Consider the following 553-nt stretch of genomic DNA (forward strand, 5'->3'; position numbering starts at 1 on the left):
TCCACGGCGTGTAGAAGTGGCCACTGGCCAGCAGCATCACCACCGGCGGCAACGACGCCGCGAAGGCCAGCACCATCAGGCTGCGCGCCCTGGTCGCCTGCTTCATCCGCAGAATCACCAGCACCAGCGCGCCGAAGAGCAAGTAGGCCAGCCATTCCGCGCTGATCGACCAGGCCGGACCGTCCCAGCTGGAGTCGTCGAAGAACGGCTGGAACCACAGCTGCACGAGCAGGATCTGGCGCACGTAGCTGATCGCGGTGAGCTGGGCGGCGTCGGGCGACGGCACGTGCCCGACGTGCAGCGTGAAAATCACCCACAGCGCGGCCAGGTGCATCGTGACCAGGTACACCGGCCACACCCGGGCCAGCCGCAGCCACAGGAAGTGCAGAGTGGCCCGCGTCGACCACGACCGGCCCATGCGGTCGAGGTAGTTCCAGGTCAGCACGAACCCGCTGAGGATGAAGAAGAGGTCGACGCCCTGGGCCCCGCAGTTGAGCACGGGCGCGAGGGCGTCGTGCAGGTCGGGCGACGCGTCGCCCAGCATCGGGCGGAA

At 68.4% G+C, this 553-nt stretch carries 1 protein-coding gene; it reads right to left on the reverse strand.

Going from position 1 to position 553, the window contains the following annotated elements; all coding sequences use genetic code 11:
* A partial coding sequence (locus A5706_RS16660; protein ID WP_156767179.1) for an acyltransferase occupies window positions 1-553 on the reverse strand: 553 nt, incomplete at both ends.

It is taken from the genome of Mycobacterium sp. E796 (genome assembly GCF_001672815.1).
Classification (GTDB): Bacteria; Actinomycetota; Actinomycetes; order Mycobacteriales; family Mycobacteriaceae; genus Mycobacterium.